At 65.0% G+C, this 22,860-nt stretch carries 24 protein-coding genes; 13 read left to right on the top strand and 11 right to left on the bottom strand.

Going from position 1 to position 22,860, the window contains the following annotated elements; all coding sequences use genetic code 11:
* The first annotated feature begins 99 nt into the window (after positions 1–99).
* Positions 100–222, top strand: coding sequence for a hypothetical protein (locus AC097A_RS13565; RefSeq protein ID WP_479621247.1), 123 nt, complete (start codon positions 100–102; stop codon positions 220–222).
* A 74-nt stretch (positions 223–296) separates the two neighbouring features.
* Positions 297–875, top strand: a complete 579-nt coding sequence (locus AC097A_RS13570) for a DUF1439 domain-containing protein (protein WP_479621248.1) — start codon at positions 297–299, stop codon at positions 873–875.
* Positions 876–880: 5 nt separating this feature from the next.
* On the opposite strand, the gene AC097A_RS13575 is transcribed toward AC097A_RS13570, so the two are convergent.
* The gene (locus AC097A_RS13575) at positions 881–1,468 is read right to left on the bottom strand and encodes a MepB family protein (protein ID WP_479621249.1); all 588 of its coding nucleotides are present in this window, start codon (positions 1,466–1,468) and stop codon (positions 881–883) included.
* Between AC097A_RS13575 and AC097A_RS13580 the strand changes: the two genes are divergently transcribed.
* Entirely contained in the window at positions 1,467–2,252 is a 786-nt protein-coding gene (locus tag AC097A_RS13580) for a tRNA-uridine aminocarboxypropyltransferase (protein WP_479621250.1), read from the top strand. The two genes, AC097A_RS13575 and AC097A_RS13580, sit on opposite strands and share 2 nt — an antisense overlap.
* 66 nt (positions 2,253–2,318) lie before the next feature.
* Here the strand turns inward: AC097A_RS13580 and alkB are convergent, their stop codons facing one another.
* Entirely contained in the window at positions 2,319–2,969 is a 651-nt protein-coding gene (gene alkB / locus AC097A_RS13585; RefSeq protein WP_479621251.1) for a DNA oxidative demethylase AlkB, read from the bottom strand.
* Between the two features lie 87 nt (positions 2,970–3,056).
* The gene (locus AC097A_RS13590; RefSeq protein WP_479621252.1) at positions 3,057–3,914 is read right to left on the bottom strand and encodes a pirin family protein; all 858 of its coding nucleotides are present in this window, start codon (positions 3,912–3,914) and stop codon (positions 3,057–3,059) included.
* A 111-nt stretch (positions 3,915–4,025) separates the two neighbouring features.
* On the opposite strand from AC097A_RS13590, the gene AC097A_RS13595 reads away from it, so the two are divergent.
* Positions 4,026–4,934, top strand: a complete 909-nt coding sequence (locus AC097A_RS13595) for a LysR family transcriptional regulator (RefSeq protein WP_479621253.1) — start codon at positions 4,026–4,028, stop codon at positions 4,932–4,934.
* On the opposite strand, the gene AC097A_RS13600 is transcribed toward AC097A_RS13595, so the two are convergent.
* Both AC097A_RS13600 and AC097A_RS13605 read right to left on the bottom strand, forming a co-directional pair.
* Positions 4,903–6,381 (bottom strand): aminotransferase-like domain-containing protein, encoded by a 1,479-nt coding sequence (locus AC097A_RS13600; RefSeq protein ID WP_479621254.1) that lies wholly within the window; start codon positions 6,379–6,381, stop codon positions 4,903–4,905. The two genes, AC097A_RS13595 and AC097A_RS13600, sit on opposite strands and share 32 nt — an antisense overlap.
* A gap of 9 nt (positions 6,382–6,390) precedes the next feature.
* Positions 6,391–7,077: a LysE family translocator gene (locus AC097A_RS13605; RefSeq protein ID WP_479621255.1), complete on the bottom strand. Its 687-nt coding sequence runs from the start codon at positions 7,075–7,077 to the stop codon at positions 6,391–6,393.
* 44 nt (positions 7,078–7,121) lie between these two features.
* Here AC097A_RS13605 and AC097A_RS13610 point away from each other — a divergent pair, with 44 nt between their 5' ends.
* From AC097A_RS13610 to AC097A_RS13630, 5 genes are all read left to right on the top strand, one after another.
* Positions 7,122–7,373 (top strand): hypothetical protein, encoded by a 252-nt coding sequence (locus AC097A_RS13610; RefSeq protein WP_479621256.1) that lies wholly within the window; start codon positions 7,122–7,124, stop codon positions 7,371–7,373.
* A 12-nt stretch (positions 7,374–7,385) separates the two neighbouring features.
* On the top strand, positions 7,386–8,246 hold the full coding sequence (locus AC097A_RS13615; protein ID WP_315480212.1) for a PA4780 family RIO1-like protein kinase: 861 nt from the start codon (positions 7,386–7,388) through the stop codon (positions 8,244–8,246).
* 101 nt (positions 8,247–8,347) lie between these two features.
* Positions 8,348–8,752, top strand: a complete 405-nt coding sequence (locus AC097A_RS13620) for a 5-carboxymethyl-2-hydroxymuconate Delta-isomerase (RefSeq protein WP_105262902.1) — start codon at positions 8,348–8,350, stop codon at positions 8,750–8,752.
* 2 nt (positions 8,753–8,754) lie between these two features.
* A complete protein-coding gene (locus AC097A_RS13625) occupies positions 8,755–9,630 on the top strand; it encodes a hypothetical protein (protein WP_479621257.1) in 876 nt (291 codons plus the stop codon).
* Entirely contained in the window at positions 9,623–11,161 is a 1,539-nt protein-coding gene (locus tag AC097A_RS13630; RefSeq protein WP_479621258.1) for a PglL family O-oligosaccharyltransferase, read from the top strand. Before AC097A_RS13625 ends, AC097A_RS13630 begins: the two co-directional genes overlap by 8 nt.
* A gap of 65 nt (positions 11,162–11,226) precedes the next feature.
* On the opposite strand, the gene rarD is transcribed toward AC097A_RS13630, so the two are convergent.
* The 3 genes from rarD to AC097A_RS13645 are packed head-to-tail and all read right to left on the bottom strand — an operon-like array spanning position 11,227 to position 13,534.
* Complete coding sequence (rarD, locus tag AC097A_RS13635; protein ID WP_479621259.1) at positions 11,227–12,093, bottom strand: EamA family transporter RarD; 867 nt, start codon at positions 12,091–12,093, stop codon at positions 11,227–11,229.
* Positions 12,094–12,152: 59 nt separating this feature from the next.
* Positions 12,153–13,016 carry a bile acid:sodium symporter family protein gene (locus tag AC097A_RS13640; RefSeq protein ID WP_479621260.1) on the bottom strand — a complete coding sequence of 288 codons (864 nt, stop codon included), beginning with the start codon at positions 13,014–13,016 and terminating at the stop codon, positions 12,153–12,155.
* Positions 13,013–13,534, bottom strand: a complete 522-nt coding sequence (locus AC097A_RS13645) for an Mpo1 family 2-hydroxy fatty acid dioxygenase (protein ID WP_479621261.1) — start codon at positions 13,532–13,534, stop codon at positions 13,013–13,015. The genes AC097A_RS13640 and AC097A_RS13645 overlap by 4 nt, the downstream gene beginning before the upstream one ends.
* A gap of 127 nt (positions 13,535–13,661) precedes the next feature.
* Between AC097A_RS13645 and AC097A_RS13650 the strand changes: the two genes are divergently transcribed.
* Positions 13,662–14,366 (top strand): Crp/Fnr family transcriptional regulator, encoded by a 705-nt coding sequence (locus AC097A_RS13650; protein WP_479621262.1) that lies wholly within the window; start codon positions 13,662–13,664, stop codon positions 14,364–14,366.
* 105 nt (positions 14,367–14,471) lie between these two features.
* A complete protein-coding gene (locus tag AC097A_RS13655) occupies positions 14,472–15,635 on the top strand; it encodes a DUF4268 domain-containing protein (RefSeq protein WP_479621263.1) in 1,164 nt (387 codons plus the stop codon).
* A 70-nt stretch (positions 15,636–15,705) separates the two neighbouring features.
* On the opposite strand, the gene gap is transcribed toward AC097A_RS13655, so the two are convergent.
* Positions 15,706–16,704: a type I glyceraldehyde-3-phosphate dehydrogenase gene (gene gap, locus AC097A_RS13660; RefSeq protein WP_479621264.1), complete on the bottom strand. Its 999-nt coding sequence runs from the start codon at positions 16,702–16,704 to the stop codon at positions 15,706–15,708.
* 50 nt (positions 16,705–16,754) lie between these two features.
* Positions 16,755–18,827, bottom strand: a complete 2,073-nt coding sequence (tkt, locus tag AC097A_RS13665; protein WP_479621265.1) for a transketolase — start codon at positions 18,825–18,827, stop codon at positions 16,755–16,757.
* A gap of 132 nt (positions 18,828–18,959) precedes the next feature.
* Here tkt and AC097A_RS13670 point away from each other — a divergent pair, with 132 nt between their 5' ends.
* Entirely contained in the window at positions 18,960–20,081 is a 1,122-nt protein-coding gene (locus tag AC097A_RS13670) for an NADH:flavin oxidoreductase/NADH oxidase (RefSeq protein ID WP_105260314.1), read from the top strand.
* Between the two features lie 12 nt (positions 20,082–20,093).
* Positions 20,094–20,477: an S-adenosylmethionine decarboxylase family protein gene (locus AC097A_RS13675; RefSeq protein ID WP_479621266.1), complete on the top strand. Its 384-nt coding sequence runs from the start codon at positions 20,094–20,096 to the stop codon at positions 20,475–20,477.
* An 18-nt stretch (positions 20,478–20,495) separates the two neighbouring features.
* On the opposite strand, the gene AC097A_RS13680 is transcribed toward AC097A_RS13675, so the two are convergent.
* A complete protein-coding gene (locus tag AC097A_RS13680; RefSeq protein WP_479621267.1) occupies positions 20,496–22,805 on the bottom strand; it encodes a penicillin-binding protein 1A in 2,310 nt (769 codons plus the stop codon).
* Positions 22,806–22,860 lie beyond the last annotated feature (55 nt).

Here is a 22,860-nt window from a genome sequence, read left to right on the forward strand (position 1 = left end):
CAAACCACACACTGCGCGGTGAACGTGCCGGGGTGAGCGCAGCCTGCGATCGAAGGCGCAGCCGCCACCTACGGCAATGGCAGCACCATAGGTTTCAAGATGAAATCGCCCGAGCAGGCCAATGCCTTCCACGCAGCAGGCGTGGGCCAGCTCTACCTGGCCTACCTGCGCGACCCGGATGGCAACAAGAGCTGTACGCTGTACCGGCCGCCCAAGGTATAACGCTACATATTTAATAGCTGCTTGCGCAACATCCACAGGCGCTAGCGACCCGTTTGACCCTTAACCCAGCCCCTATGCACCGCCGCCTCTTTCTGCCCGCCCTGTGCCTGCCACTCTCTCAGTTAGCGTGGGCGGAGCCTGAACCCGAGCCAGACGACGCGCCCGCAGCGTTGCCGCACTACAAGGTGTCAAGCGCGGCGCTGCAGGCGGCGGTGGGGCAGCGGTTTCCGCTGCGCTACCCGGTGCCGGGGCTGCTGAACCTGGATGTGCAGGTGCCCACGCTGCGCCTGCTGCCCGCGGCCAACCGGCTGGGGGCCGAGATGGTGGTGGACGCGGCCGGCCCCGCACTCAACCGCAGCCATCAGGGCACGCTGGAGGTGGAGTTTGCGCTGCGTTACGAAGTGGCGGACCGCACGGTGCGCGCGCACCAGTTGCGCCTGAAACGCCTGCAGTTCCCCACGCTGCAGCCCGGCGTGGTGGCACTGCTCAATACCTACGGCCCGGCACTGGCCGAACGCACACTGCTGGAGGTGGTGCTGCACCGCATGCGCCCGCAAGACCTGGCCCTGCCCGATGGCCTGGGCATGCAGCCGGGCAGCATCACCGTGACCGACGAGGGGCTGACGATAGGTTTTGTGCCCAAACCGCTCTGAAGTGCCTAACGCGGCGCGGCCAGCAAGTGCTTGGCGCGCGCCAGGTCCACCGCGTGGTGATCTGACAGGTCCAGAAAATACGCCTGCTGCCAGGCCTGCGTGGCCAGCGCCTGCCGGCTGGTGGGGGTGTCCCACGGCGGGTAGACACGCAGGGCGCGCTTACCGTCTTTGCCAGGTTGGGCCACCACGCCATGCACCGCCAGCGCCGCTTTGGGAAACACAAACTGCCCGAAGTGGGGCCCGCTGCGGGTGCTGACCACAAACAGGTCCACCGGGTCGCCCAGGTCAAACGGTTGTATCGGGCCGCGGCCCACGCGTTTCCACACGGTGACGAACTGGCCGACTTTGGTGGGCGTGATTTTGGCCACACGAAAACACACCCGCAGGCCGCCCAGCAGCAGGGTGTGGGCGCCGTAGTCCGCGCTCTCGGCCTCGGGCAACACATCGGTACAGGCAAGACCGCTGGGGGTGTAGGCCAGGGCTTGCGCGGCTTGCAGGTCGGGGTGGCCCGTGTTGGCGGTGGACTGCAGGGCGGGTGGGGCAAACATGGGCGCATGGTAGCGGCTGCGGCGCCGGGCGATACTCGGGCGCATGACCCCTGCCGCTGCCCTGCAAGCCGCCCCACACACGCCCCCAACGCCCCACGCGGTGTCGCGCCTGCGCACCGCGCGCCTGGCGCGCGCCACCAAACCCTTCCTCGCCCGCGGTGGCTCCGACGTACCGCGCTGCGCAGGCTGCCGCCTGGTGCTGAGCCACTGCCTGTGCGCCGAGCGCCCCGTGGTGCCCACACGCGCCGGTGTGTGCCTGCTGATGGCCGACATCGAAGCACTAAAGCCCAGCAACACCGGCTGGCTGATTGCCGATGTGGTGGCAGACACCTACGCCTTTGGTTGGGCCCGCACCGAGGTAGACCCGGCCCTGCTGACACTGCTGGCCGACCCGCAGTGGCAGCCGTATGTGGTGTTTCCTGGCGAGTTTGTGGACCCTGCGCGCGTGGTGACGCAGCTCATAGAACCACCATCTGCCGCCGGGCCAACCAGCAAACGCCCGCTGTTCATCCTGCTGGACGCCACCTGGCCCGAGGCACGCAAGATGTTCCGCAAAAGCCCCTACCTGAACACGCTGCCGGTGCTGAGCCTGCAGCCCGAACAGCTGTCGCGCTACACCCTGCGCCGCAGCCGCCGCGACGACCACTTTTGCACCAGCGAGGTAGGCGCCCTGTGCCTGGAGCTGGCCGGCGAACGCCTGGCCGCCCAAACGCTGGAGGCCTACCTGGACGTGTTCACCCACCACTACCTGCAAGCCAAACACCAGCAGCCGGCGGACCGGAATGGCGAGGCACATGGCAAGTTGCGGGCGCTAGGACAGCAGCGTTGAATTGCTCCTGTTTTAGGAGCTGCTTGCGCATATTCGACGGGGGCTAGAGGCCTATTTGGCTATATATCAGCCGACCTTGCGAAACGTCAGGTTGACGCGCCGCCGCCCCACCAACGCGTGGTCGCCATCGGCCACCGGCAACACGCCGTGAAACGCCAGGCGCGACGGGCCGCCCCAGACCACCACGTCGCCATGGGCGAGGCGCAAGCGCTGGGTTTTACCGGTGCGCTCTAAGCCGCCAAACAGAAAGGTGGCGGGCAAGCCCAGTGAGAGCGACACGACCGGCGCGCGCAGGTCGCGTTCGTCACGGTCCTGGTGCAGGCCGAGTTTGTTGCCGGGCAGGTACTGGTTGACCATGCAGGAGTCGGGCACAAAGCCGGGGTAGCCGGCCTCCGTGGCGGCGCGCACGGCAAAGTCCATCAAACATTGGGGTATGGCGGGCCAGGGCTGGCATGTGCCGGGGTTGCGCGGGGCGTAGCGGTAGCCACCGGGCTCGGACACCCAGCCCATGCTGCCACAGCGTGTGGTCTGGATAGACATGGTGTGGCCGCCCGGCGTTTGCAGGTGGCGCAGCGGCAGCTGGGCAATGACGGACTCCACCGCGGCCAGCAGCTGCACATCGTCCGCCCGACCCAGGCCGCGCAGCAGCACAGCACCGGGCGCGATGGCAGTGCGCAGGTCCTCAGTGGCCAGGGGCAGGTCGTCAAACAGGTCCACGGGTGGGCTTGGGGGTGGGCTTTGAATACTGTATTTTTACACAGCACTCAAGACAACACCATAGCTCACCGGCCCTGCAGCCGAGCCTTACATGCGCCCTTGCTGGCGCAGCAGCTGCGCGCGCTCGCGGATGCCGGCCTCGCCGCGCTGCAGCGCGGCTGCGCTGGTGTGCACCGAGTAGTTCCCCATGAACAGCTCGTGCGGATGTTGCACACCCGAGCCGAGCACGAAGGCCGTGTCCGTTTGTGCCTCGAATTCGATGGCACCACCCGCGTCGTCAAACACGGCCAGATCACCCGTGCGCAGTGCGACGGGGGCGGTCAGCACGCCTTCGCCCACGGCGGCCCAGGCCACGGTGTGGCCGGCGGGCGGCACAAAGCGCCAGGTTTCACCGGCCTGCAGGTGCACACCCAGGTAGGTCATGTTGGACGGTGCGGGGATGGGGCTGGTCTGGCCGCCATACGTGCCCAGCAGCACACGGGCCGGGCCGGCGTGGGGCACGCCTTCGGGGCCCAGGTAGATGCTGTGCGCCTCGGCCAGCTCAAGTTCGGGCGGCATGGCCACCCAGAGCTGGAAGCCCAGCACGCGTTCGGTGTTCTCAGGCGCACCGGTGTGCCACACGCCACCACCGGCCATCATCCATTCCACGCCACCATTGGGCAGCACGCCGCGCGCGCCGTGTTCGCCGGTGGTGTCTTCGTAGGCGGTCTGACCGCTCATCAAATAAGTGAGCGTGGCGATGCCCGAGTGCGGGTGCATGCCAAAGCGGGGCGGCTGGCCACCGGCGGGCACTTCAAAGCGGTCCAGAAAGATAAAAGGCTTGAGCACCTCGCCCAGGTCGCCAGGGCTGACCAGGCGCGTGATGGCGCCATGGCTGCTACCGCGCGTGCGGTGGACGATGGGGCGTTGTTGGACAGTAACTTCGGCGGTGGCGGCTGCAGACATGGTGATCTCCTCAAACGATGCATCAAGCGATGTCTGTAGGTTAGGGCTTGCCCCATTACTTGTGTAGACGCCACAATTGACATTCACTATGCCGTTTTTGATAGGAGTGTGATGCTGGACCTGAACCAGATGGCGCTGTTTGTGCAGGTAGTGCAAGCCGGGAGTTTTGCCGCTGCGGCGCGGCGGCTGGGTATGCCACCCACCACGCTGAGCCGCCAGGTGGCGCAGCTGGAGGACAGCCTGCAGGCGCGGCTGCTACAGCGCACCACGCGCAAACTGACGCTGACCGACGCGGGCCGCACGCTGTTTGACCAGAGCGCGGCGCATATCGCCACGCTGCAGGACGCAGCCAGCGCATTGGCCAGCAACGACCAGGCGCCCAAAGGCCACGTGCGCGTGGCCGCGCCCTCGGGCTTTTTTGACTACTTTGCGATGGACTGGGTGGCCGCGTTTCTGGCCACACACCCGGCGGTGCAGCTGGAGTTTGTGCTGAGCGACGGCATGGCCGATGTGGTGGGCGAGGGTATTGACGTGGCGTTTCGCGGCAGCGGCGAGCTGCCGGATTCGAGCCTGGTGGCGCGCAAGCTGGTCAGCAGCTACCTGGCGCTGGCCGCCAGCCCGGCCTACCTGGCGGCGCGCGGCACACCGCAGACCATCGCCGACCTGGCGGCACACGACTGCATCTGCCCCGCGCACACCGGTGGCCACGGCACCTGGAACCTGAACGGCCCCAAGGGCCCGGTGCAGGTGGCCGTGCACGGCCGGCTGGGCGCCAGCACCGGCCAGGCGCAGCGCAAGGCGGCCGAGGCGGGCCTGGGGATTTGCCTGCTGCCCATCACCGCGCTGCAGGACAGCCTGCGCAGCGGCGCGCTGGTGGAGGTGCTGCCCGACGTGGCCAGCGCGCCGGCCGGCATGTACGTGGTCTACCCCAGCCGCCGCCATGTGCCGCGCGCGGTGACGGCGTTTGTGGAGATGGCGGTGCAGCGCCTTACGGCTGTGATGGGGCAGACGCAGGACTGAGCTGCCCCGGCGTGCCCACCCGGGCCAGCGCCGCACGGGCACCCGCCAGCGACTGCAAGCGCTCGCGCAAATAGTCCGCCAAACGGGGCTGCTGGCTGAAGGCCACGTTGAAGCGGATGTGGGCATCGGCCTGGTTGTTGGCGCTGAAGGTGGCGCCGCGCATCAGCACAATCTTGTTGCGGTAAGCGTCTTGTACCAGCAGGGTCAGGTCAATATCGCCGGGCACCGTGGCCCATAAAAACAGGCCGCCTTCACCGGGATGGTCCAGCTGCAGGCCGGCGTCTGTCAGCTGCCGCGCGCTGGCGTGGCGGGCGGCCAGCAGTTTGGCGTTCAGGCGGTCCAGGTGCTTGCGCCAGCGCCCGGCGGCCAGCACCTCCAGCAGCACATATTCGTTGAGCGCGGGGCCGGTCAATACCGAGCAGATCTTTTCGCGCATCAGCGCTTTGAGCAGCACCGGCTCGGCCGCCATGTAGCCCATGCGCAGCGCGGGGCTCAGGGCCTTGCAGAAGCTGGAGTAGTAGATGACGCGGTCCAACCCCGACAGGCTGGCCAGGCGCGTGGCATGGCCGGGGTGAAAGTGGCCGTGCACATCGTCCTCGGCAATCAAAAACCCATATTGCTGCGCCAGCATCAGCACCTTGTGCAGGTTGGCGGCGGTGCTGCTCCAACCGGTGGGGTTGTGCAGCACGGTCTGGATGAACAGCAGGCGCGGGTGGTGTTCGCGGCAGGCAACTTCCAGTTGCGCCAGGTCCAGGCCATCGGGGTTGCGCCGGATGGGGATGGCGCGGATGCCGTCTTTGCGCAGGCGCTCAAACATCAAAAAGTAGCCGGGGTCTTCGACCAGCACGGTGTCGCCGGGCTGCAAGAAGGCGCGGCAAATCAGGTCAATGGCGTGCGTGCCGCCCAACGTGGTGAGGATACGGCCCGCGTCCACCGCAATGCCCACACCGCGCAAGACCATGGCGATGCGCTCGCGCAAATCGGGCAGGCCCTGCGGCGGGCAGCGCGAGGCCATGCCGGCGCTGGCACGTGCCAGGCCGCGCTGCACCACGGTGGCGGGCACGGCGTCTTGCAGCCACGACGGCGGCAGCGCGCCACTGCTGGCCAGCAGCACACCGGCGCGCTGGTCATTGGCCTGCTGGGCAAACCACACGCCATCTTGTTCTTCCCCGGCTTCCAGCGCCGCCGCATCGGGCATGGGGCTGGCCGGGCGCGTCTCGCGCACAAAGTAACCGGCCGTGCCGCGCGACTCGATCAGGCCCAGCGCCATCAACCGGTCATAGGCCACCACCACGGTGTTGGGGCTGACTGCAAACTGCCCGGCCAACTGGCGGATGGACGGCAGGCGCGCCGCAGCGGGCAGCTGGCCGCCGCTGATCCGCCCGCGCAGACCCAGCTCAATCTGGTCGCTGAGCGGCGTGGGCGCGTTGCGGTCTAAGGGAAACATGAAGCAAGGTTAGCGCAGAAAGCTGATCGCCAGCACCACCAACATGGCACCCATGCTGAGGTTGAAGATGCGCTGCTTGCGCGGGTCGGTCAGCAGGCGGCGGATGGCCACCCCAAACAGCGCCCACATCGAGACGCTGGGAATGCCGATCACTGCGCCCACGACGGCAACCACCAGCGCGCCCATAGGTGCACTCAAACCCGCCGGCATGAACACCGTGGCCAGCGTGATCGCCCGCACCCAGCTCTTGGGGTTGACCGCCTGGAACAGGGCGGCCTGCGCAAAGCTCAGCGGCTTGGCAGCCTGTGCCTCGCCGATGGAGCTGGCGCAGAGTTTCCAGGCCAGATAGATCAGGTACACGGCGCCGGTGATGCGCAGAATCTGGTGCAGCACCGGGAAGGCCACGAACAGGCTGCCCAGCCCCAGGCAGGTGACATAGGTCTGCACCGCCACCCCGCTCACCTGGCCAAAGATTTGCGGCAGCGCGCGGCGATAGCCAAACAGCGCGCCCGAGGTGGCCAACATCAGGTTGTTGGGCCCGGGCGTGCTGGACATCACAAAGCAGTAGGTCATCAGGGGCAGTAGGTCGGTCCACATGGGCGGGCTCCAGCAAAAGTGGCCTCCAATGTAGAAGCGGCCCGGGCCGCCGCGCTGCACAGGCAGGGTGGTGCAGTGCTGCGCTGTATCAGTCTGCACAGCACTACAGAGGGGCTGCGGCCCGCAGCGGCGACAATCTCCCCATGACCGACAACTACAAAGCCGCCGAATTGGCACGAGAAGCCGCCCTGTGCGAACCCTGCCGCGGTATCCAGCGCAACTGGCGCCGCGCCCCTGGCCACGCCGAACTGGTGCAGGGCGACAACCGCAAGGAAGAGCGCGCTGGCCGTTTTGTGACGGTGACGCGTTACCGCTGCGACCGCTGCGGCTCCATCTGGGACTACGAGAACAACAAGGCCAACCAGCAAGCCGGCTGGTCGCTGCCGCGCCGTTAAGCACGGCAGGCCATGAAAGCTCCCCCCAGACTGCAGTCCCTTGTTGAAGAGGGCCTGATCGACACCGTGGTGCGCCAGCTCATGAGCGGCAAGGAAGCCATGGTGTTTGTGGTGCGCGCGGGCGAGCAAACGCTGTGCGCCAAGATCTACAAAGAGGCCAACAACCGCAGCTTCCGCCAGGCGGTGGACTACACCGAGAACCGCAAGGTGAAGAACTCGCGCTCGGCCCGCGCCATGGCCAAGGGCAGCAAGTTTGGCCGGCAAGAGCAAGAGGCTGCGTGGCAAAGCGCCGAGGTGGACGCGTTGTACCGCCTGGCCGCGGCTGGTGTGCGTGTGCCACAGCCGATCAATTTTCACGACGGTGTGTTGCTGATGGAGCTGGTGACCGATGCGAACGGCGACGCCGCCCCGCGTCTGAACGATGTCGCATTTACCGAAGCCCAAGCGCTGCAACACCACGCCACGCTGGTGGCCGAGGTGGTGCGCATGGTGTGTGCGGGCGTGGTGCATGGGGATTTGTCGGAGTTCAACATCCTTCTCGCCAACGCTGATGGCGTGGACTTTCCGGTGATCATTGACCTGCCGCAGGCCGTGGACGCCGCGGGCAACAACCACGCGCAGCGCATGCTGATGCGGGACGTGGCCAACCTGCGCGACTTCTTTGGCCAGTTTGCCCCCGCCCTCTTGACCACCGACTACGGCCCCGAGATCTGGAGCCTGTACCAGGGCGGCCTGCTGAGCAACGAGACGGTGCTGACCGGCCACTACGAACGCGCCCATGCCGATGTGGACATGGCAGGCGTGTTGCGCGAGATTGACGATGCACGCGCCGAAGACGCGGCGCGCCGGCTGCGCATGGCGACGGCGGGTTAAGCGGCCAAGATTGCTATTAATACAATAGCTTCTTGCGCATACAGAACGTGGGCTAGCGGCCTATTTCTTGTATAAACCGATCTCCCCCCAAGGAACCTGCCATGCCCCACCTGGTCATTCTGTACACCGCCAACCTGGACCGCGAGAGCGATATGTCCGCCCTGTGCCGCACCATGGCCGACACCATGCTGGCGCAGCGCGACGAGACCGGCAAACAGGTGTTCCCCACCGGTGGCGTGCGCGTGCTGGCCTACCCGGCGGCGCACAGCGCAGTGGCCGACGGCAAAGGCGACTACGGTTTTGTTTACCTGAACCTGCGCATTGCGCGCGGGCGCAGCGCGGCGCTGCAAAAGCAGATGGGTGACGCACTCACCGCGGCCGTGGGCGCGCACTTTGCCACGCTGCTGGCCCAGAAGCCGCTGGGCATCACGCTGCAGATCGACGAAGGGCATGAGGTGTTTGACGGCAAACACAGCACGCTGCACCCGCTGTTTAACAAGGCCTAGCCATGTCGCGCATGCGTGGATGGGGTTTGCTGCTGGCCGTGGCCGTGCCACTGCTGATTTTTTTCAGCTGGTCGCGCCTGGGGAGCGAGACGGCGCGTATCAACCTGGAGCGTTACGAGGCCTGGGCGGGCAATGATGCGGCGGCGCTGATGCGGCCGCTGCATGCGTATTTTTTGAAGCAGCAACAGGCGGCGGCCAGTGGTGACCTGGTGTTGCCCGAAGTGCCCCCCCAAAGCGGCGTAAAAACCTGGGCCCTGCAAGCCGACAGCACCCTGCTGGTAACGCTGGATGCCAAGGTGGAGGGCCGTGCCGTGCGGCTGCGTTATGTGCCGATTGTGCGCAGCGCCACGGGCATTTTTTATGACTGCGTGAGCGACACCTCGCCGGTGCACGTGGGGCGTTTTTGCCGGGCCGAGGTGCTGAAGTCGGTGGCCGATGTGGCGGCGCAGCTAGACGCCAATGCGCAGGTGCTGGCCACGCTGCCGCCAGTGCAAACTGCGTCTGGCACAGCACTGGCGGCGGGCACACCCACCGGCAGTGTGGTGGTGGTGCCGGCCACCGCGCAAGACCTCAACGGCTGCGGTTTTCAGTGTGTGCAGCCCCAAAGCTGTGTGACCCCGCGCCCCCTGGCTTGCGCCAAGCAGGTGACCGAGGGCAACAGCGGCTACCAGGATGTGCGCGCCACACCCGACGATGTGCGAGGCAACCAGTTCAGCACCCGCAGCGCGGCTGATGCCGCCTGTGCACAAGCGCTGGGCAGCGGTTACCGCCTGGCCCAGGCGGGCAGCCTGGGTGGGGTGTTTACGCTTACCGGCGGCAACGAATACTGGGTGCACAACGAGGTGCGCACCGAACACAACTGCTGGGCCCGTGACTAGGCCCTACTGGCACACCCCACCCTTGGGGCCGCTGGGGCTGGCCGTGTGGGCCCTGGCCACCACCCTGGCCATGGTGGCGCCTTGGTTAAGCCCCATGACCTGGGGCCCCAACCCCGAGATGGTGCAGCGCCTGCTGTCCGTGGGCTGCGGCGCCGTGCTGCTGGTGGCATGGGTGGGATATGGGCCGCGTGTGGACGCGCGCGCACTGGCGCACACGCTGGCCTGGGGCTGGCTGGGGGGCGCACTGCTGAGTGCAGGGGCAGGCGTGTTGCAGTACTTTGGCGCAGAAGGGCTGGTGTTTGACGGCTGGATCAGCGCATCCACACCAGGCCAAGCCTATGCCAACCTGCGCCAGCGCAACCAGTTTGCGTCGCTCACGTCCTTGGGCCTGGTGGCCTTGCTCTACCTGGTGGCGGTGCATGCGGACGAGGCACCCACGCCAGGCCCCCAGCACCGGCTCTGGGTGCTGCTGGCCATCGCGCTGCTGGCACTGGGCAACGCGGCCAGCAGCTCACGCACCGGCGTGCTGCAGTGGCTGGGACTGCTGGCACTGGCCTGGGTGTGGGGGCGCCACGGGCAGCGCAGCCTATGGCGCTGGACCCTGGTGGCCGCGGGCCTGTACCTGCTGGCAGCCTGGGCGCTGCCCTTGGGCTTGCAGGCCAGCACCGGCCAAGCCAGCGCTGGCGCCAGTGCACTGCAACGGTTTCAGGAAAGCTCGGGCTGCGGGAGTCGCACCATTCTGTGGCGCAATGTGCTGGAGCTGATCGCCCACCAACCCTGGCTGGGTTGGGGCTGGGGTGAGCTCAAGTTTGCGCACTTCATCACCCCCTACCCAGGCGAACGTTTTTGTGAACTGCTGGACAACGCCCACCACCTGCCGCTGCACCTGGCCGTGGAGCTGGGCGTGCCCGCCGCGCTGCTGCTGTGTGGCGGCGCATTGGCCGCCGTGGTGTGGGCCCGGCCCTGGCGCGACACCGCCCCCGCACGGCAAATGGCCTGGGCTGGCCTGGCCACCATCGTGCTGCACAGCCTGCTGGAGTACCCACTGTGGTACGGGCCCTTCCAGCTGGCCACGCTGCTGTGCCTGTGGCTGCTGTGGCGCACCCGGCGGAACGCCCCCGCAGCGCCCCGTGACACCGCGCAGCTGCCGCTGAGCCTGCTGGCCGCCACCGGAATGCTGGCCGTGGTGGCCTATACGGGCTGGGACTACTGGCGCGTGGGCCAACTCTTCTTGCCCCAGAGCTACCGGGCCGAGGCCTACCGCGACGACACCCTGGTCAAGGTGGAAACCTCCTGGCTGTTCCGCGACATGGTGCGGTTTGCCCGCGTCACCACCACCAGCCCCGCCCCCGAAAACGCCGCCGCGTTGTACGCCGATGCCCTGCAGGCGCTGCACTACTCCCCCGAACCCCGGGTGATAGGGGCGCTGCTGGAGAGTGCCCGCCTGCTGGGCCAGGAGAGCGCGGCCACCGAACACATCCGCCGCCAGTGGCAGGCCAACTACGACCAAGCGCAGACAGAATTACCGTAATTTGCTATGCATTTAGTAGCTGTTTGCGCAGTATCTACCAGCCTTAGAGGCCAATTTGGCTTTAATTAGCGCCGACTGGTCCACCAGCCCTCCAGGCTGTAAACCCCCAGCGCCGCCCAGATCAGGCCAAAACCCAGGGCGCGCGCGGGTTCAAACACCTCGCCAAACAGCCACACACCCAACAGCAGCTGCAAGGTGGGCGAGATGTACTGCAGGATGCCCATGGTGGACATGCTGACGCGCCGCGCCCCCGCGGCAAACAGCAGCAAGGGGATGGCGGTGAGCGGCCCGCCCAGCAGCAGCCAGCCGATGGTGGCGCCGTCCGCCTGCACCAGCGCGCCCTGGCCATGCCAGCCCCACCAGAGCAGGCAGCCCGCGGCCACGGGGCTGAGTACCAGGGTTTCCAGCGTCAGGCCTTCGAGTGCGCCTAGCGCACCCACCTTGCGCAGCAGGCCATAAAAGCCAAAGGTGATAGCCAGCACCAGCGCCACCCAGGGCAGGCGCCCGGCCTGCACGGTGAGCCACAGCACGCCTGCTGCGGCTACCGCCACGGCCAGCCACTGGCCGGGGCGCGGGCGCTCGTGCAGAAACACAAAGCCCAAGGCGACGTTAACCAACGGCAAGATGAAGTAACCAAGGCTGGCGTCCAGCACATGGCCGTTTTGCACCGCCCACACGTAGGTGCACCAGTTAACCGCCAGCAGCAGGGCCGACAGCACAAAGGCGCCCAACACCCGTGGCGTGCGCCACACCGTGCCCAGCCAGGCCCAGTGCTGGCGCACTGCCAGCACGCCCAGCAAAAACACCAGCGACCAGACGGTGCGGTGCATCACCACCTCGAAGGCATTGACGGCGACCAGCTGTTTGAAGAAGAGGGGGAACAGGCCCCAGGCCGTGTAGGCCAGGGCCGCGTAAACAACGCCAGCGTGCATGAAGAAGGAGAGGGTGGAGCGGGAAAGCGCCTAGCTTACCCGCCCCACCAGGGCCTGGCTCAGGCCTCGGCTTGGCGGCGCAGCACCAGAAAACCGAACGCCGTGGCAGTGAGGTACATGCTGACCGAGTAAATGGCCGCGGGCAACGCGAGCTGGAAGTTGGCCAGCACCGACAGCGCCACAAAAATTGCCAACGTGGAGTTGTGGATGCCAATCTCGAAACTCACGGCCGTGGCAATCGGTTTGTTCAGCCCGGCCCAGCGCGACAGGTAATACCCCGAAAGCAGGCTCAGCAGGTTGAAGGCCAGCACCACCGGCCCCAGACTGGAGAACGATGCGGTCAGCGCCGTCCACTCCTTGGCGATGGCAATGATGGAGAAGGTGGCCAGCACCAGGGCGCTGAAGGCCTTCATGGGCTGGCCCATGCGCTGCGCAAAGGCCGGGCGTTTACTGCTCACCACCATGCCGATGGCGACCGGCACCAGGATGACCCCCACCACCTCAAACACCTTGCCAAACTGCAGCGGCACCACCTGGCCGGTTTGCACAAACGTGGCAATCGCCCAATTGGCAATCAGCGGCAGGCTCACGATGGAAAGCACGGTGTTGATGGCGGTGAGCGAGATGTTCATGGCCACATTGCCGCCAAACAAATGGCTGAACAGGTTGGCCGACACCCCACCGGGCGAGGCCGCCAGCAGCATCAGGCCGACGGCAAACACGGGCTCCACCTTCAGTGCCACGATGAGCAGGTAGGCCACACCGGGCAGCAAAAACATCTGGATGGCCAGGGCCAGCGCCACGGCCTTGGGGTTCTCGCGCAGACGGCCAAAATCACCCAGCGAGAGGGACAGGCCCAGGCCAAACATGACCAGGGCCAGCGCGATCAGCAACAGCGTGGGCAGCGCAGCGGTAAAACTCATGCCGCCACACCGGTGGGGGTGGCCACGGCGCCCAGGCGGCGCTGGATTTCGTCACGCACATCAGTGCGCATATTGAAGTGGAACGCGGCCTCCGCCACCAAAAACAGCGGGCCGACCAGCAAACCCATCAGGTCATCCACAAACGCGGGTTTTTTGCCCTCGTAGTAGTGGCCCAAAAACTGGATCGCCCAGCCCACAACAAACAGGCCCACGCCCCAGCCCAACCACAGGCCGGTGCTTTGGGCGGCAAACCACTGGCTGGCGGCCAGCGAAGCGGCCAGCAGCAGGGCCATGACGATGCCAAAACGCGCATCCAGGCGCGCATAAAACCAGCTAGAGGCCAGCGCTGCCAGCACCGCGGGGCTGAGCAGCAGCGCCCCCATCTGCCACTGCGGGCGTGACAACAAAATGGTGACGGCCAGCACGATCAGGGGGATGCCGACAAAGTGGGTGGCGACGTTGCGGCTGTCCTGGTGGTAAGCCGCGTACTGCGTGAGGTGGTCGGTCAGGGTTTTCATGGCGCTCTCCTTCATTCTTCTGGATTGACGAAGCGCAATGATCCGCTTAGCCTCGGCCCTGCGTCTGTCGGGTAGCCGACACAAGACGCGTCATCCGTACAAACCACTAGGCCACGCCCTGCCCTCCATGACCGACCTGTCCCGTTATCTGCCGGTGCTGAACTCCGGGCGCTGGTTCACCCAGCTCCCTGCCGAATTTGCCCAGGCCCTGCTGCAGATGGCCAAGCTGCGCACGCTGCAAACCGGTGACGCCCTGTTTTTGCGCGACAGTGCGCCCTGTGGGCTGTATGCGCTGGTGGCGGGCGCCATCCGCATCTCGGGCCAGAGCGGGCAGCGCAACGATGCACGCGAGGCGCTGCTGGTGGTGCTGACGCCGCCGCAGTGGTTTGGCGAAATTTCGGTGTTTGACGGATCGGTGCGCACCCACCACGCCCATGCCGCCGAACCCAGCACGGTGCTGCAAGTGCCACACGAAGAACTGCTGGCCTGGTTACAACAGCACCCCCAGCACTGGCGCGACCTGGCGGTTCTGATGGCCGACAAACTGCGCATGGCCTTTGTGAGCATGGAAGAACAAACCGTGCTGAGCGCCCCGCTGCGCCTGGCACGCCGCCTGGTGGGTATGGCCCAGGGTTACGGCCAGCGAGCTGATGACGGCAGCACCCGGCGCGTGCTGGCCATCACGCAGGAAGAACTGGCGCTGATGATCGGCGTCTCACGCCAGACCACCAACCAGATCCTCAACGCGCTGAAGGCGCAACACATTGTGCGCATCCAGCGCGGCGAGCTGGAAATCCTGGACCTGCCGGCGCTGCGGGCGCAGTGCCAGTAGAAAAACTAGCATCCTCACGGGCCATACAACAAGAGCCACCCGTCAATTCCTATGCCTCCAGTATATTGATCACACCTCTTTCCCCATGCAGACCCGCCGCACCCTATGTACCGAATCAATCACCAGAGCAACCGCATCACAAAGATCAAGCAGATGAAGTTCACAGAGCTGGGGTTTTCGGAACGGAATCATTTGCAGGAATGGCTAGCCAACCAGCCCGATGCTTTGGGCGAAGAGTTGCTGATACTGCAAAAAGAATTCGACGGTTTTGACGATACCCGCGAGCGACTGGACCTGCTGGCATTAGACAAACAGGGAGCTTTGGTAGTTATTGAAAACAAACTGGACGACTCAGGACGCAACGTAGTCTGGCAATCGCTCAAGTACGCGTCGTACTGCTCTACTTTGTCAAAAACCCAAATCGGAGTGATGTATCAAAAGTACTTGGATAAGACCGATCCCGGCAAAGATGCCCAAGCGCAGATCTGTGAGTTTTTGGGCAAGGAAGACTTCGCCGAAGTGGTGCTCAACCCCGGCAATGATCAGCGCATCATCATGGTTGCAGCGGAATTCCGCAAGGAAGTCACATCCACAGTGCTCTGGTTGCTAAAGCATCGAGTGTTCGTGAAATGCTTCAAAGCCACGCCCTTTCAAGACGGGAAAGATGTGTTCTTGACCGTGGAGCAGCTCATCCCTCTGCCCGAGGCAGAAGAGTTAATGATCGGTATCTCGGAAAAAGAAGTCGAGGAAATATCCGCCGAACGCAGCCAAGTCCCGCGTCATTTGCTACGCACCGATTTTTGGCATCAGGCGCTGGAAGCTTTGGAACAAGCCAAAGTCGATCTGTATGCCAACAAGTCCCCCAGTCGAGACCATTGGCTGACCACCGGATCGGGGCTGAGTGGCGTGCATTACGCCATGATCTTTAACAAAGACGAAGCCCGCGTCCAGTTTGAGCTCAACCGCGCATCATCAGAGCAAAACAAAGCGATGTTTGATCTTCTGCATGTCCATAGAGCAGAACTAGATGGTGTCTTTGGCGAACCACTGAACTGGCGGCGAATGGATGATAAGAAGATCTCTGTCATCGGTTGCGGAAAGTCATTTGACGGCCACAACCGCGCCAGCTGGCCAGCGATGATCGCGTGGCTGGTAGAGCACCTGCAGCGCTTGGAAAAGACGTTTAGTCCACAAGTCTCCATGCTCCGGTCAGCACTGCGACAAATGCCGGGTGGAAATGGGCAAGGAATAGATGGGGAAGGAAAGTAAATCTTTGCATAGCTAATCACCAATAAAAAACGCGCCCGAAGGCGCGTTTTTTATTGTGACGGATCGTTGCTTACTTCGCCACAACGCGGGCCATTTCCAACACCTTGTTGGAGTAACCCCATTCGTTGTCGTACCAGCTCACCAGCTTGACGAAGGTGCCGTCCAGGGCGATGGAGGCTTCGGCGTCGTAGATGGAGGTGCGGCTGTCGCCACGGAAGTCGGTGGCAACCACCTTGTCTTCGGTGTAACCCAGCACGCCCTTCAAGGCGCCTTCGGATTGCGCCTTCAACTCGGCGTTGATTTCGGCAATGGTGGCGGAGGTGTTCAGCTCGACGGTCAAGTCAACCACCGACACATCGCTGGTGGGCACGCGGAAGGCCATGCCGGTCAGCTTCTTGTTCAGCTCAGGAATCACCACGCCCACGGCCTTGGCTGCACCGGTGGAAGAAGGAATGATGTTTTCCAGAATGCCGCGGCCACCGCGCCAGTCTTTGTTGGAAGGACCGTCCACGGTTTTTTGCGTGGCGGTGGCAGCGTGCACGGTGGTCATCAGGCCGCGCTTGATGCCGAACTTGTCGTTGATCACCTTGGCCAGGGGGGCCAGGCAGTTGGTGGTGCACGACGCGTTGGAAATGATGGCTTGGCCCGCATAGGTCTTGTCGTTCACGCCGTAGACGAACATGGGGGTGTCGTCCTTGGAGGGCGCCGACAAAATGACCTTCTTGGCGCCTGCGTCGATGTGCTTCTGCGCAGTTTCCTTGGTTAGGAACAGGCCGGTGGATTCAACCACGATGTCGGCACCGACCTCAGCCCACTTCAGATTGGCGGGGTCACGCTCTTGCGTCAGGCGGATCTTCTTGCCGTTGACGATCAACACACCGTTGTCCACCGACACGTCGCCCTTGAAACGGCCGTGCACGCTGTCGTACTGCAGCATGTAGGCCAGGTAGTCAGGCTCCAGCAGGTCGTTGATGCCAACGATTTCGATGTCGTTGAAGTTCTGGATGGCGGCACGGAACACCATGCGGCCGATGCGGCCAAAGCCGTTGATACCAATCTTGATTGTCATTTGCTTCTCACTTCACTAAAAAAGTCGTAGGACACAGAAACCAGAATTACTTACTTGCGCAGCACTTGTTCAACGGTGTCCGCCACGTTGTCTGCGGTGAAACCAAAGTGCTTGAACAATACCGGTGCGGGCGCGGATTCACCGTACGTATCCAGACCGACAACAGCGGCGGTACCGTACTTCCACCAGCCACCGGTGGAGCCCATTTCGACCGCCACCCGCGGCAGGCCGGCTGGCAACACTGCCGACTTGTACTCGCTGCTTTGCAAGTCGAAGGTGGTGGTGGAGGGCATGGAGACCACGCGCACGGCGATCTTGCGCTCGGCCAAGACCTTTTGGGCGGCAATGGCCAGTTGCACTTCGGAACCTGTGGCAATGATCACAGCCTGGGCCTTTTTCTTGAGGCCGGCGTCCGATGGCTCGGCCAACACGTAGGCACCCTTGCTGATGGCGTCCAGACCGGAGGCGTCAGGCGACACGGCAGAGTCTGTTTTGGCGATGTAGGCAATGTTCTGGCGGCTCAGCAGCAATGCCGTGGGCTTGCTCTTGTTTTGCAACGCCACGGTCCAGGCCACGGCAGTTTCTGCGGTGTCCGCAGGGCGCCATACGTCCAGGTTGGGGATCAGGCGCAGAGAAGCAGCGTGTTCAATGGACTGGTGGGTGGGGCCGTCTTCGCCCAGACCGATGGAGTCGTGCGTGAACACGTGCACCACGCGCAGCTTCATCAGCGCGGCCATACGGATGGCGTTACGGCTGTAGTCGCTGAAGGTGAGGAAGGTGCCGCCGTAGGGGATGAAACCACCGTGCAGGGCCACGCCGTTCATGATGGCGGCCATGCCGAATTCGCGCACGCCGTAGTTGATGTGGCGGCCACCCTGGCCGGCTTCGTTGGTCACCACAGCGCCGGTCAACGCGTCAAAACGCAGGTTGGGGGTGCTCTTGGTGTTGGTGAGGTTGGAGCCGGTCAAGTCGGCAGAGCCACCCAGCATTTCGGGCAATGCAGCGGTGAAAGACTCCAGCGCCAACTGGCTGGCCTTGCGGCTGGCCACAGTTTCGCCCTTTTGGTGGGCGGCAATCACGGTGTCCACCGCGGTTTGCACAAAGGACTTGGGCAGATCGCCCTTCATGCGGCGCACCAGCTCTTTGGCCAGCTCGGGGAAGGCGGCCTTGTAGGCGGCGAACTTGTCGTTCCAGGCGGCCTCAGCGGCCTTGCCTTTTTCCTTGGCATCCCAGTCGCCATACACCTCTTTCGGGATGACGAAGGGTGCGTGGCTCCAGCCAATGGCTTCACGCGTGAGTTTGATTTCTTCGGCACCCAAGGGTTCGCCGTGGGCCTTGGAGGTGTTGGCGCGATTCGGGCTGCCCTTGCCGATGTGGGTCTTGCTGATGATCAGCGTGGGGCGGTTGTCGGTACCGGCCTTGGCTTGGGCAATGGCAGCCGATACAGCAGCGGCGTCATGGCCGTCCACGGGGCCGATCACGTTCCAACCGTAGGCGACAAAACGCTGGGCGGTGTTGTCGATGAACCAGGGTGCGACCTGGCCGTCGATGGAGATGCCGTTGTCGTCGTACAGCGCAATCAGCTTGCCCAGCTTCCAGGCGCCAGCCAGGGCGGCGGCTTCGTGGCTGATGCCTTCCATCAGGCAGCCGTCGCCCATGAAGACATAGGTGTGGTGGTCCACCACGGTGTGGCCTTCGCGGTTGAATTCAGTGGCCAGCAGCTTTTCTGCCAGCGCAAAACCCACGGCATTGGTGATGCCCTGGCCCAGCGGGCCGGTGGTGGTTTCCACACCGGGGGTGTAGCCGAATTCGGGGTGGCCCGGGGTCTTGCTGTGCAACTGGCGGAAGTTCTTCAGCTCGGCGATGGGCAGCTTGTAACCGGTCAGGTGCAACAACGCGTAGATCAGCATGGAGCCGTGGCCGTTGGACAGGATGAAGCGGTCGCGGTTCAGCCAGTTGGGGTTGGTCGGGTTGTGGCTCAGATGATCGCCCCACAACGCAACGGCCATGTCTGCCATGCCCATGGGGGCGCCGGGGTGACCGGAATTGGCTTGCTGGACGGCGTCCATGGCAAGTGCGCGAATGGCATTTGCCATGTCTTTGGTGTTGGGGGTGGGGGCCATGCGGGGCAACTCCGGGGTAAGGTTGGAAAACGGTGGGAAGGGTGAAACTCCCCCGATTTTACCGGGCCGCGCCGGAGGGACGTTACGGAGCGGTACCGCACGGAATTTGACCCATGGGCTATGCTTTTATGCATGAGCCTGCTTTTCACCCCCCTCACCCTGCCATCGCCCCGCGGCGGCCTCACCTTGCCCAACCGCATCGTCATTGCGCCCATGTGCCAATACCAGTCCGTCAACGGCGAAGCCACCGACTGGCACCTGATGCACTGGGCCAACCTGCTCAACAGCGGCGCCGGCCTGTTCATGATCGAAGCCACGGGTGTGCTGCCCGAAGGCCGCATCACCCCGGCCTGCCTGGGCCTGTGGGACGACCGCACCGAAGCAGCCCTGGCCGACAAGCTCGCGCGTGCACGCAAGCTGGCACCGCAAGTGCCGGTATGCATCCAGCTGGCGCACGCGGGGCGCAAGGCGTCCAGCCACATCCCCTGGGAAGGCGGCCAGCTGATGGCCAAAGAAGAGGGTGGCTGGGAAACCTTTGGCCCGTCAGCGTTGCCGCAGTTGCCCGGCGAAGCACCCCCCACGGAGCTGGACGCTGCGGGCATGGAGCGCGTGAAGAACGCGTTTGTGGAAGCCGCCCAACGTGCCGACCGCTTGGGGCTGGAAGTGATTGAGATCCACAGCGCCCACGGCTACCTGCTGCATGAGTTTTTGTCGCCGATTGCCAACCAGCGCAAGGATGCCTACGGCGGTAACTTCGAGAACCGCATCCGCTTTCCGCTGGAGGTGTTTGCCGCCGTGCGGGCCGTGTATGACGGCGTGCTGGGCCTGCGCCTGTCGGCCAGCGACTGGGTGGAAGGCGCCTGGGACGTGCAGCAGAGCGCCGAGTTTGCCAAGCGCCTGAAGGCCCTGGGCTGCGACTTCATCCACGTGTCCAGTGGTGGCGTGTCACCGCAACAGAAGATTGCCCTGGGACCCAACTACCAGGTCGACTTTGCCCGACAGATCCGCGAGACCAGTGGCCTGCTGACCATCGCCGTGGGCCTGATCACCGACCCGCACCAGGCCGAGGCGATTTTGCAAAGTGGCGAGGCCGATCTGGTGGGCCTGGCACGTGCCTTTTTGTACCAACCCCGCTGGGGCTGGCAGGCCGCCGCCGCGCTGCATGGTGAAGTGCAGGCCCACCCGACCTACTGGCGCAGCCTGCCGCGCGAGGCGCAGGCCGTGTTTGGCAAGGTGGCGGTGGGCGGGCGCTGAGCGGACAGCCCCATGCAGGGACTGCACCTCACCGCCGATTTACACGGCTGCCGCTGCGCCATGGACTGGTTGACCGAAGCCGGGCCGCTGGGTGACTTCTGCCTCCAGGCCGTGCAAGCAGTTGGGCTGCAAGCGGTGTCCCAGGTGGCGCACACCTTTCCGTCTACGGACCAGGGACCGGGCGGCGTGACCGCCACGGTGCTGCTGGCCGAGTCGCACCTGTGTGTGCACACCTGGCCCGAACAGCGCGCCGTGACACTCGATGTGTATGTGTGCAATATGGGCGGCGACCACTCCGCCAAGGCGCGCGCTTTGCTGGCTGCACTGCTGCAGCTGTTTGACGCCGCACAGGTGGAGCAGCACGCCTTGCAACGCGGCGGCCTGCCGCGCGCCTGAAGCAGCCGAAGCGGCCCCTCAGGGGCCTGAGGCTGGCGTTGCCGCGACCGGCGGTGCAGGTTCCCAGCTGGGGGGCACCTGCAGCGCCGGGCTGATGGCCTGGCCATCCACACCCAGGCTCGGGATGAAGCCACCCCAGTTCCACTCGGCATAACGCCACTCGCTGCCGGAGCGCACCACGCCATCGGGTGGCTGCACCTCTTGCACCGGCACGCCCTTCAGCGCCACGGCCATGTAGTCGATCCAGGCCGGCAGGGCCAGGGCCGAGCCCGAGGCGCGGTTGCCCAGGCTCCGTGGCACGTCGTAACCCACCCACACCACCGCCACCAGGCCCGGCTGGTAGCCGGCAAACCAGGCGTCCACCACATCGTTGGTGGTGCCGGTTTTGCCATACAGGTCCGGGCGCTTGAGCGCGGCCTGCGCGCGTGCGGCGGTGCCGCTGCGCGTGACCTCTTGCAGCAGGGTGGACACCATGAAGGCATTGCGTGCGGGAATGGCACGCTGGCTCTCGTCCAGCACGGCGGGCGGTGGGGCCTCAAACACCACCTCGCCACTGGCGCGGGCAATGCGTTGCACCAGCAGCGGGCTCACGCGGTAGCCACCATTGGCCAGCACAGCATAGGCACCGGCCAGCTGCAGCGGGTTGGTAGACCCGGTGCCCAGCGCTTGGGTCAGGTTGTCGGGCTGGCGCTCGGCATCGAAGCCGAAACGGCTGGTCCAGCTGCGTGCACCCTGGGGCGAGAGCAGCTGCATGAGGCGGATGGAGACCAGATTTTTGGAGCGCGCCAATGCGTGGCGTAGCGTGATGGGGCCTTCGGTGCTGCCATCGTCGTTCTCGGGAGCCCAGTCGCCCACGTTCTCCAACGGCGCGTCGTTGACCAGGCTTTCGGGCTGCATGCCGGCTTCTATCGCGCCGGAGTAGATGAAAGGTTTGTAGCTGGAGCCGGGCTGGCGCCAGCCCTGGGTCACGTGGTTGAACTGGTTGCGGTGAAAGTCAAAGCCGCCCACCAGCGCACGGATCTGGCCATTGGCCGGGTCCATGGCGACCAGGGCGCCTTCGGTCTCGGGCCACTGCACCAGGCTCCAGGCCTTGCCCTGCTGCAGCACACGCAGCACCGCACCGCGGCGCACGCGCAGCTTGGCAGCGGCGTTGTCGGCCAAGCCGCTTTGCGCCGGGCGCAGGCCGGTGCCTTCGATGGTGATGACCTCGCCCGAGGCCAATACCACGGTGACAGACTTGGCACTGGCGCGCGTGACGATAGCCAGGCGCAGGTCTTCGTCGTCGTCATAGTCGGCCAGCGCCTGGGCCACAGCCGGGTTGTCGTCCTTGAGGTTGTCGGCCAGGCTCTCTTGCCCTTCGGGGCCGCGCCAGACTTGGCGCAGCGAATGCTCCACCAGCGTGCGGCGCAGGGCCTTGTAGGCGGCCTGCTGGTCGGCCGCGCGCAGCGTGGTGGTGACGTTCAGACCCGTGGTGTAGCTGAGCTCGCCGTACTGCGCGTAAACCTGCTGGCGCACCATCTCGGCCACGTACTCGGCATGCACCTCCACCTCGTTGCGCTTGCGCACCACCAGTTTCTCCAACAGGGCGGCCGCGTACTGGCCACCGTCGATCACCTCTTGTGAGCGCATGCGGCCCAGCGCCACGATCTGGCGGGCACGGGCGCGGTCCAGGTTCTGGATCGGGTTGGCAAAGTAAGGGTTTTGCGGCAGCCCGGCCAACATGGCACATTCGGCCGCGCTGAGGGCGGAGAGGGTTTTGCCAAAGTAGGTTTGCGCGGCCGCCTCAAAGCCGTAGGCGCGCGACCCCAGGTAGATCTGGTTCATGTACAGCTCCAGGATCTGGTCCTTGCTGAGCTGCGCTTCGATGCGGTAGGCCAGCATGGCCTCTTTGAGCTTGCGCTCCAGCGTACGCGAGCGGCTTAAAAAGAAGGTGCGGGCCACCTGCTGCGTGATGGTGGATGCGCCCTGCATGCGCCCCCCGGTCAGGTTGGCCAGCAAGGCACGCGCCACGCCCACCGGGTCCACACCGCCGTGGCTGTAAAACCGCGAGTCTTCCACCGCCAGCAGGCTGTCTTTCATGAGCGGCGGAATCTGGTCGATGCGCTGGTACACGCGGCGCTCGCTGCCAAAGCCCCCAATCTCCACCCCATCGGCCGTGAACACCCGCAGCGGCTGCTTGGGCTGGTAGCTGGACAACGTGGAAATGTCAGGCAGTTGGGTATAAAAAAACGCGGTGGCCAGCAGCAGGCCCAGCACGGCCAGGGCACAGAGGGCCAAGCCAATTTTGAGCGCTTGCTTGGGCCAAGGGCCCCAGGAGGTGGATTGCATATGCATGGGTAAGGTGAGGGCGCATTATGGGCAGACCCGGCGCGGACCGCGCATG

This window comes from Rhodoferax sp. XS2R6 (assembly GCF_056521365.1).

Excerpts from the sequence above, each read along its gene's own strand:
- AC097A_RS13565 (WP_479621247.1), top strand. The coding sequence starts at position 100 with ATGAAATCGCCCGAGCAGGCCAATGCCTTCCACGCAGCAGGCGTGGGC.
- AC097A_RS13570 (WP_479621248.1), top strand. The coding sequence starts at position 297 with ATGCACCGCCGCCTCTTTCTGCCCGCCCTGTGCCTGCCACTCTCTCAG.
- AC097A_RS13580 (WP_479621250.1), top strand. The coding sequence starts at position 1,467 with ATGACCCCTGCCGCTGCCCTGCAAGCCGCCCCACACACGCCCCCAACG.
- AC097A_RS13575 (WP_479621249.1), bottom strand. The coding sequence starts at position 1,468 with ATGCGCCCGAGTATCGCCCGGCGCCGCAGCCGCTACCATGCGCCCATG.
- AC097A_RS13590 (WP_479621252.1), bottom strand. The coding sequence starts at position 3,914 with ATGTCTGCAGCCGCCACCGCCGAAGTTACTGTCCAACAACGCCCCATC.
- AC097A_RS13595 (WP_479621253.1), top strand. The coding sequence starts at position 4,026 with ATGCTGGACCTGAACCAGATGGCGCTGTTTGTGCAGGTAGTGCAAGCC.
- AC097A_RS13600 (WP_479621254.1), bottom strand. The coding sequence starts at position 6,381 with ATGTTTCCCTTAGACCGCAACGCGCCCACGCCGCTCAGCGACCAGATT.
- AC097A_RS13610 (WP_479621256.1), top strand. The coding sequence starts at position 7,122 with ATGACCGACAACTACAAAGCCGCCGAATTGGCACGAGAAGCCGCCCTG.
- AC097A_RS13615 (WP_315480212.1), top strand. The coding sequence starts at position 7,386 with ATGAAAGCTCCCCCCAGACTGCAGTCCCTTGTTGAAGAGGGCCTGATC.
- AC097A_RS13620 (WP_105262902.1), top strand. The coding sequence starts at position 8,348 with ATGCCCCACCTGGTCATTCTGTACACCGCCAACCTGGACCGCGAGAGC.
- AC097A_RS13625 (WP_479621257.1), top strand. The coding sequence starts at position 8,755 with ATGTCGCGCATGCGTGGATGGGGTTTGCTGCTGGCCGTGGCCGTGCCA.
- rarD (WP_479621259.1), bottom strand. The coding sequence starts at position 12,093 with ATGCACGCTGGCGTTGTTTACGCGGCCCTGGCCTACACGGCCTGGGGC.
- AC097A_RS13640 (WP_479621260.1), bottom strand. The coding sequence starts at position 13,016 with ATGAGTTTTACCGCTGCGCTGCCCACGCTGTTGCTGATCGCGCTGGCC.
- AC097A_RS13645 (WP_479621261.1), bottom strand. The coding sequence starts at position 13,534 with ATGAAAACCCTGACCGACCACCTCACGCAGTACGCGGCTTACCACCAG.
- AC097A_RS13650 (WP_479621262.1), top strand. The coding sequence starts at position 13,662 with ATGACCGACCTGTCCCGTTATCTGCCGGTGCTGAACTCCGGGCGCTGG.
- AC097A_RS13655 (WP_479621263.1), top strand. The coding sequence starts at position 14,472 with ATGTACCGAATCAATCACCAGAGCAACCGCATCACAAAGATCAAGCAG.
- gap (WP_479621264.1), bottom strand. The coding sequence starts at position 16,704 with ATGACAATCAAGATTGGTATCAACGGCTTTGGCCGCATCGGCCGCATG.
- tkt (WP_479621265.1), bottom strand. The coding sequence starts at position 18,827 with ATGGCCCCCACCCCCAACACCAAAGACATGGCAAATGCCATTCGCGCA.
- AC097A_RS13670 (WP_105260314.1), top strand. The coding sequence starts at position 18,960 with ATGAGCCTGCTTTTCACCCCCCTCACCCTGCCATCGCCCCGCGGCGGC.
- AC097A_RS13675 (WP_479621266.1), top strand. The coding sequence starts at position 20,094 with ATGCAGGGACTGCACCTCACCGCCGATTTACACGGCTGCCGCTGCGCC.
- AC097A_RS13680 (WP_479621267.1), bottom strand. The coding sequence starts at position 22,805 with ATGCAATCCACCTCCTGGGGCCCTTGGCCCAAGCAAGCGCTCAAAATT.